Source organism: Haemophilus sputorum HK 2154 (assembly GCF_000287615.1).
In the GTDB taxonomy this organism is placed as follows: Bacteria; Pseudomonadota; Gammaproteobacteria; order Enterobacterales; family Pasteurellaceae; genus Haemophilus_A; species Haemophilus_A sputorum.
On sequence record NZ_ALJP01000020.1, the window covers coordinates 23,496 to 31,077 of the forward strand.

Sequence of the window (7,582 nt, forward strand, 5' to 3'; positions counted from 1 at the left end):
GAAAAAGAATGGAGTCTGTTACTGCAAAATGTTAGGAAAATCTGACCGCTTGTACAGATAAAAAAACGGCCATGGATTCAATCCTTTGATAGCGGAGGATTTCATCTTATGACCGTGATTTCATGTTATCGATCGATTTTTTCTCGCATTAACTCAATGATGGCAGTGATTGCCGGTGTTGGTGCGGGAAGTTGGTGCATCACCCAGCGAAATAGCTCAGGATCAGGATAGGTTAGCATTTCTGCAAAGGCTTGCTGTTGAGCCTCAGTTAAGCTATCAAAATGATTTTGGTAAAATGGCATAATCATTTTATCTAGCTCACGCATCCCACGGCGACATGCCCATTCTAATTTAAAGCGGTTAATTTCAGCCATTAGTTTACCTCGTTAATTCGTAATTCTTTTGGTACTTCAAAGAACATATTCTCTTCTAGGCCTTCTAGGTTAGCGACTTCGGTAACCCCTAATGTTTTCAGGTGAGAAATTACCGACTGCACCAATACTTCAGGGGCAGATGCACCAGCCGTAATTCCGATAGTTTCTACATTTTCTAACCATTGCGGTTCGATATCCTGTGGACCATCAATCAGTTTAGCTAGCACGCCCATTCGAGATGCGAGTTCTGCTAAACGATTAGAGTTTGAAGAGTTTTTCGAACCAATAACTAACACTAATTGCGATTGTTTGGCGAGCTCTCTAACCGCTTGTTGGCGGTTGGTTGTAGCATAGCAAATATCATTCTTACGAGGGCCTTGAATGGCAGGATATTTTTCTTTCAGTGCATCAATTACACCACTCGTGTCATCAATCGAGAGCGTGGTTTGGGTCATGAAAGTTAAATCATCGTCATTAGAAACAGGCAGATGCGCAATATCTTCGACTGATTCAACTAAATAAATGCCGCCGTTTTCGTTATCGTATTGCCCCATTGTGCCAAGGACTTCTGGGTGACCTTCATGCCCAATGAGAATAGCTTTAGTTCCACGTTTGCTTGCACGCGCAACCTGCATATGTACCTTGGTTACAAGCGGACAAGTGGCATCAAAGACTTTTAGGCCACGACGTTTTGCTTCTTGGCGAACGGCTTGAGAAACACCATGAGCGGAGAAAATCACAATCGCATCGTCTGGCACTTCATCCAACTCTTCAACAAAAATAGCCCCTTTGGCTTTTAAACCGTCCACGACAAAGCGGTTATGAACGACTTCATGGCGAACATAAATGGGTGCGCCATGAATTTCTAATGCAAGTTCCACAATCGAGATTGCGCGATCAACGCCAGCACAAAAACCGCGAGGGTTAGCTAATAAAATTTTCATTTAATCACTCTTTGTTTTTTCTTTTTTACCGTCTAAGAATGCGGCAAGAATCAATAAACCAGCGCCCACTGAAATTGCAATGTCGGCTACGTTAAAAGTGGCGAAGTGGTAGCCGTCCCAGTTCCAATAAAAATCAATAAAATCAACTACATAGCCATTGTAAGCACGGTCAATCGCATTGCCTAATGCGCCACCGATAATCATCGCATATGCAGAATTTTCTAATTTTTTACCCGCTTGCGAGCGTGCTAACATCACAACGAGTGCTAAAGAAATCACAATCGCTAACCCTAAGAAGAAATAAGTTTGCCAGCCATCATGATTCGCTAAGAAGCTAAATGCCGCGCCGTAATTACGAGCGTAAGTGAGGTTAAAAATAGGTAAAACATTCACTGTGTCATACAAATTAAAATTTTGCACGATGACATATTTCGACCATAAATCGCCCACAATCACAATAAGGCTCAGCCAGAGCCAAATTAAACCAGATTTCTTTTGCATTAGAGTGCATCCTCATTTTCTTCGCCGGTGCGAATGCGGATCGCCCGTTCTACATCATAAATAAAAATTTTACCATCGCCGATTTTACCTGTTTGGGCGGTATCAATAATCGCTTCAAGGCAATCTTCCACTTGATCGTCTGCCACAACTACTTCAACTTTAATTTTCGGCAGGAAATCAATGGCATATTCCGCACCGCGATAGAGTTCAGTATGACCTTTTTGACGACCAAAGCCTTTTACTTCAGTCACTGTCATGCCCGTAATGCCAGCATCAGTTAAGGCCTCACGGACATCGTCTAATTTAAATGGTTTAATTATTGCTTCAATTTTTTTCATTTTGTTTCTCTTCTTGCAGATTTTGGTCGGAAACTCTCACACACTTCGGCATGGGTTTCGATATAAATATCGCTTAATAATTGTAAACAGTACGGTATTGCAGAGAAAATCCCTTTAACAAGCGTTTTTCCTTCACTATCTTTAACCCCTTCTAGCGTTTCTTTAATTGCTTTTGGTTGGCCGGGTAGGTTTAGAATGAGTGAATCGTGACGAATGACGCCCACTTGGCGGGAGAGAATCGCGGTTGGTACGAATTGTAAGCTCACTTGGCGCATTTGTTCGCCAAAGCCTGGCATTTCACGGTGTGCTACAGCGAGTGTTGCATCTGGGGTGACATCTCTTTTGGCAGGCCCAGTTCCCCCTGTGGTCAGCACCAAATGGCAGTGATGATTATCCACTAAGTCGATTAAAGTTTGCTCGATGAGTGGTTGCTCGTCTGGAATTAAACGCACTTCAACATCAAATGCTTCGGTTAGCGCTTTTTCTAGCCAGCTTTGCAGCGCTGGAATCCCTTCATCTTGATAAACACCTTGTGAAGCACGATCGGAAACGGAAACAAGACCGACTTTGAGTTTTTCTTTATTTAGCATTTTAACTTCTCATTTAATAAAGACGCCGTAAATAATCGCTAACAAATCTCCCCTTTCCCCTCTTTACTAAAGAGAATCTTTAGTCAATTAAGAGTAATGGGCTGAGTCATATTGTTATAAGCGATATTGAATACGTGCATTGATATTCAATATTCAATATTAACTCAATCAAAACCCCTCTTTTACAAAGAGGGGAAGGGGAGATTTGGCAGTCGTGATTTACAGAGAAATCCAGTTAAGTTTAACCATTATTTTTGTGGCTCAGCCGTAGATGGGGCTGCTTTTTCTTCTTGCATTTTCATCATTTGCATTGCCATATCCACGCTTTTCTCTACTGTTTTACGGCGCGGATCTTCTTCGGGAATCAGTTTTAACATCATGCCCCAAGTCATGGCAGCCATTTTGTAATCTTCTTCTTCAAAAGCACTGAAAGCTAATAGGCTAAGTGCATCAAGATTAGTATGATCTTTACGAAGAATCTCTTTTAGCAATTTTTTGCCTTGCTCTTTGTCTGCTGGCGTATTAGAGGTCATAAGCAGTTGAGCGTAGGTTGATTGATATTGCAAGTTTTCAGGCTCAAGTTGTGCCGCTTTGCCGTAGCTTTCATAGGCTAGTTGCCCATCTTCTTTCGCCATCCCAATTTGCCCTAGCATAAACCAACCTTTGGCATTTTGCGGGTTATTCTGCAGGTCTGTACGTAGTGCAATCGCAAATTGGTTCAGCTCGGCTTCAGAAAGTGGATTTGTATCTTCACTTTTAATGCGTTCGTAAAAATAGGTGAGCTTTTGATGCGTCATGTTTACCATGTCAGCCGCTTGCCATGAGCCGACTTGCCAGTACGCACCGACACTAATTGCAGAAACGGCAACTAACAGCGCGGCAAAAGTTCCTTTACCAAAGCGTTTTTGAGAAGCAACTTGGTCTTGAGTTTCTGCTGGAATATCGTCTAACAAGCTTTGTTGAAGCTCAAGTTTTGTCTGTTCAGCATCTTCAATTACACCTTCGTTAGCTTCTTTTTCAACTTCATTAAGACGATCAAAATAGAACGCTTTGTTTAGTTGATCTCGTTCAGTTTGTGAGATGCGGTTTTTTTGTTTGAGTAACGGGTAAAAGCCGATGGCAGCAATCACCAAGGTAATTAATAGGGCGACAAGCCAAAAAGTCATTTTTTATCCTTATTTAAAATTTCATCCAAACGGGCTTGATCGAGAGCCGATTTTGTAAATTTTTCGGTATTTTCGACCGCTTGTGGCGCTTTACGGCGACGTAGAATGAGCCCAAGCCCTGTTAAAATCAATAAGACAGGCAACACCCACAAGAAAATAGTTGCCGGCGTCATTGGTGGGTCGTAGGTAACGAAATTGCCGTAGCGCTCAATCATATATTCTACCACCTCTTCTTTGTTTTTGCCTTGCTTGAGTAGCTCTAAAGTTTTACCACGCATATCTGTTGCAATGGTTGCATTAGAATCCGCAATGTTGTTGTTTTGACACTGCGGACAACGCAAGGTTTGAATAAGAGATTGATAGTCTGCTTCTTGCTGCGGGTTATCGAATTGGTTGAATTCGATAGGGGCTGCAAAGCTAACATGACAAAATGCTAATAATAGAAAAGAAAATTTTTTAGTGAACATCATGGTTTTAATTTCTCATAAATCGGTTTCAATGTTTCATTCCATACTTTTTCATTTACATCGCCTGCATGGCGGTAGTGAATGGTGCCTTTGCCGTCAATAATGAAGGTTTCAGGTGCGCCATAAACGCCAAGATCTAAGCCAAGTGAGCCTTTCGGGTCAAAAATAATCGCTTTATAAGGGTTGCCGTAACTCGCTAAAAATTTCATTGCTTTTGGGCGTTCGTCTTTATAGTCGATGCCAACAATTTCTACCCCTTGTTTAGCCAGTTCGGTTAAATAAGCGTGTTCCGCGTAGCAAGTTGGACACCAAGTCGCCCACACGTTTAAGAGGCGAGGATGCCCGGTTTTTACCACGTTTTCATCTAATATTTGAGCTTCATTTACGACTGACTCTAATTTGAATGTCGGCACAGGTTTGCCTACAAGTGCAGATTCAAGTTTTTTCGGGTCATCCCCATTGCCGTTGCGGAAAAGCTGTACCATTAAGGCAATACTGAGGGTTAGGAAAATGGCTAAAGGAAGAAAAAGTTTTTTGTTCATAATAAGCGGTCGTTTTTGGTTGAAGTTTTGCAAATTGAAATCACCGCCGTTGAATTGACTAAAACATAAGTGATTTCTGCCAATATCAAAAGGAATGGTTAGGCAGCTAGGTGTATCACCAATCCTTTTTGCTGTTATTTTCTTAATTTCACGGTTTGAATTTCGTGATTATGTCCTTTCTCTAAAATCAGATTCGCTCGCTCACGGCTTGGCAATATATTTTGTTTAAGGTTCAAGCCGTTGATTTCATCCCAAATAGTGGAAGCGGTGTGAATTGCTTCTTCTTCCGATAAACGAGAGTAGTGGTGGAAGTATGAATTTGGATCTGAAAATGCGCTGCGTCTGAATTTTAAGAAGCGATAAATATACCATTCTTTAAGTAATGCTTCATCTGCATCCACATAAATAGAAAAATCGACAAAATCAGAAACGAAAACATTATGCGGGCTTGAAGGATAATTCATGCCACTTTGTAATACATTTAAGCCTTCTAAAATGACAATATCCGGTTGATCGACAATGTTAAATTCATTTGGAATGATGTCGTAGGTTAAATGCGAGTAGATCGGCGCTTTCACTTCGCGCTTGCCAGATTTAATGTCCGCCACAAATTGCACCAAACGATGGATATCATATGATTCTGGAAATCCTTTACGTTTGAGCAGTTGTTTTTCTTGCAAAGTCGCTAATGGATATAAAAAGCCATCAGTGGTGATTAAATCGACTTTACGATCATGCGGATAGTGAGAAAGCAATGCTTGTAAAATACGTGCAGATGTACTTTTTCCGACAGAAACACTCCCAGCAATGCTGATAATATAAGGGACTTTGGGCGCTTCGACACCTAGAAACTTATGTAACACAGCCTGACGCTTTAAGTTTTCTTCTATATAGTAGTTAATTAAACGAGCAAGCGGGAGATAAATAGTACGAACTTCTTCAAGAGACAGTTCTTCATTAAAACCTAATAGGGGTTTTAAGTCTTGTTCTGTGAGTTTTAATGGTACAGATTTACGTAGGGCTGCCCATTGCTCACGATTAAAGGTTAAAAAAGGCGTGATTTTTCGGTTTTGTTCGAGGCTCATTGCCAACATCTCTGATTTTGTTCACTAAAAAGTCACCGAAACGGTGAAAGAATGGTGCAAACTATACAATATAAATCAGTCTTCTTGGCGATTTATTCCCTAAAAATGCATGAAACTTTCTATTTTTTCATCGTTTTGCTGATTTAAACGGCGAAAGAAAGGAATTTTTTATTTTTTTGAAAAAAGTACTTGCGCCCCATTAAAAAATCTCTATAATGCACCTCACTTGCTTACGACAACGCAATGCCGACTTAGCTCAGTAGGTAGAGCAACTGACTTGTAATCAGTAGGTCACCAGTTCGATTCCGGTAGTCGGCACCATTTTGTGTAGTTTAGTCAAGTATTCAATTAAAGCGTGGAGGGGTTCCCGAGCGGCCAAAGGGGGCAGACTGTAAATCTGTTGGCTCAGCCTTCGAAGGTTCGAATCCTTCTCCCTCCACCACTTTCCTAAATTGAATCGCACAGTATGGGACAGACGAATTTAGAACAGCGGGCATCGTATAATGGCTATTACCTTAGCCTTCCAAGCTAATGATGCGGGTTCGATTCCCGCTGCCCGCTCCAAACGCTGATATAGCTCAGTTGGTAGAGCGCACCCTTGGTAAGGGTGAGGTCGGCGGTTCAAATCCGCCTATCAGCACCACTCTTCTTTTCTAACTTCTTATCTTTTCTCATATTTAAGTTTTATATTCTACATGTGGTTAATGTGGTTATACACCATTGTAACCGTGTTTGTTTAAGAGGCTTTTTAAAAATGTCTAAAGAAAAATTTGAACGTACAAAACCGCACGTTAACGTGGGTACAATCGGCCACGTTGACCATGGTAAAACAACTTTAACAGCTGCAATTACAACTGTATTAGCAAAACACTACGGTGGTTCAGCGCGTGCATTCGACCAAATCGATAACGCACCAGAAGAGAAAGCTCGTGGTATCACCATCAACACTTCACACGTTGAGTACGATACTCCAACCCGTCACTACGCACACGTTGACTGCCCAGGACACGCGGACTATGTTAAAAACATGATTACCGGTGCGGCACAAATGGACGGCGCAATCTTAGTAGTAGCAGCGACAGATGGTCCAATGCCACAAACTCGTGAGCACATCTTATTAGGTCGCCAAGTAGGTGTACCTTACATCATCGTATTCTTAAACAAATGCGACATGGTAGATGACGAAGAGTTATTAGAATTAGTTGAGATGGAAGTTCGTGAACTTCTTTCACAATATGACTTCCCAGGTGACGATACACCAATCGTACGTGGTTCTGCATTACAAGCATTAAACGGTGTTGCAGAATGGGAAGAAAAAATCCTAGAATTAGCAAACCACTTAGATACTTACATTCCAGAGCCAGAGCGTGCGATTGATAAACCATTCTTATTACCAATCGAAGACGTATTCTCAATTTCTGGTCGTGGTACAGTAGTAACAGGTCGTGTTGAGCGTGGTATCATCCGTACTGGTGATGAAGTTGAAATCGTAGGTATCAAAGATACAGCGAAAACAACAGTAACTGGTGTAGAGATGTTCCGTAAATTATTAGACGAAGGTCGTGCGGGTGAGAA

10 protein-coding genes and 4 tRNA genes are annotated in these 7,582 nt (G+C 41.5%); 5 read left to right on the forward strand and 9 right to left on the reverse strand.

From position 1 onward, the window contains the following. Positions 1–125 precede the first annotated feature (125 nt). The 9 genes from HMPREF1128_RS08690 to coaA all read right to left on the reverse strand — a co-directional run bounded on the left by HMPREF1128_RS08690 (position 126) and on the right by coaA (position 6,007). On the reverse strand, positions 126–374 hold the full coding sequence (locus tag HMPREF1128_RS08690; RefSeq protein WP_007526465.1) for an FAD assembly factor SdhE: 249 nt from the start codon (positions 372–374) through the stop codon (positions 126–128). Next, entirely contained in the window at positions 374–1,318 is a 945-nt protein-coding gene (gene ispH / locus HMPREF1128_RS08695; RefSeq protein ID WP_007526472.1) for a 4-hydroxy-3-methylbut-2-enyl diphosphate reductase, read from the reverse strand. The genes HMPREF1128_RS08690 and ispH overlap by 1 nt, the downstream gene beginning before the upstream one ends. After that, the gene (lspA, locus tag HMPREF1128_RS08700) at positions 1,319–1,819 is read right to left on the reverse strand and encodes a signal peptidase II (RefSeq protein ID WP_007526481.1); all 501 of its coding nucleotides are present in this window, start codon (positions 1,817–1,819) and stop codon (positions 1,319–1,321) included. Continuing rightward, positions 1,819–2,157, reverse strand: coding sequence for a nitrogen regulatory protein P-II (glnB, locus tag HMPREF1128_RS08705; RefSeq protein ID WP_007526449.1), 339 nt, complete (start codon positions 2,155–2,157; stop codon positions 1,819–1,821). The genes lspA and glnB overlap by 1 nt, the downstream gene beginning before the upstream one ends. Then, positions 2,154–2,747 (reverse strand): molybdopterin adenylyltransferase, encoded by a 594-nt coding sequence (mog, locus tag HMPREF1128_RS08710; RefSeq protein ID WP_007526467.1) that lies wholly within the window; start codon positions 2,745–2,747, stop codon positions 2,154–2,156. The genes glnB and mog overlap by 4 nt, the downstream gene beginning before the upstream one ends. Before the next feature lie 248 nt (positions 2,748–2,995). Next, positions 2,996–3,913 carry a c-type cytochrome biogenesis protein CcmI gene (ccmI, locus tag HMPREF1128_RS08715; RefSeq protein WP_007526455.1) on the reverse strand — a complete coding sequence of 306 codons (918 nt, stop codon included), beginning with the start codon at positions 3,911–3,913 and terminating at the stop codon, positions 2,996–2,998. Further along, complete coding sequence (locus tag HMPREF1128_RS08720) at positions 3,910–4,383, reverse strand: cytochrome c-type biogenesis protein (protein WP_007526453.1); 474 nt, start codon at positions 4,381–4,383, stop codon at positions 3,910–3,912. Before HMPREF1128_RS08720 ends, ccmI begins: the two co-directional genes overlap by 4 nt. Continuing rightward, the gene (locus HMPREF1128_RS08725; protein WP_010128940.1) at positions 4,380–4,922 is read right to left on the reverse strand and encodes a DsbE family thiol:disulfide interchange protein; all 543 of its coding nucleotides are present in this window, start codon (positions 4,920–4,922) and stop codon (positions 4,380–4,382) included. Before HMPREF1128_RS08725 ends, HMPREF1128_RS08720 begins: the two co-directional genes overlap by 4 nt. Positions 4,923–5,056: 134 nt before the next feature. Further along, a complete protein-coding gene (gene coaA / locus HMPREF1128_RS08730; protein WP_010128939.1) occupies positions 5,057–6,007 on the reverse strand; it encodes a type I pantothenate kinase in 951 nt (316 codons plus the stop codon). 245 nt (positions 6,008–6,252) lie between these two features. On the opposite strand from coaA, the gene HMPREF1128_RS08735 reads away from it, so the two are divergent. The 5 genes from HMPREF1128_RS08735 to tuf all read left to right on the forward strand — a co-directional run. Further along, positions 6,253–6,328 (forward strand) — tRNA-Thr (locus tag HMPREF1128_RS08735). Between the two features lie 36 nt (positions 6,329–6,364). Beyond that, positions 6,365–6,449 (forward strand) — tRNA-Tyr (locus tag HMPREF1128_RS08740). A 47-nt stretch (positions 6,450–6,496) separates the two neighbouring features. Further along, a tRNA-Gly gene (locus tag HMPREF1128_RS08745) sits at positions 6,497–6,571 on the forward strand. 3 nt (positions 6,572–6,574) lie between these two features. Beyond that, positions 6,575–6,650: transfer RNA gene (locus HMPREF1128_RS08750), tRNA-Thr, on the forward strand. 111 nt (positions 6,651–6,761) lie between these two features. Beyond that, a partial coding sequence (tuf, locus tag HMPREF1128_RS08755) for an elongation factor Tu (protein ID WP_007526476.1) occupies positions 6,762–7,582 on the forward strand: 821 nt, incomplete at its 3' end.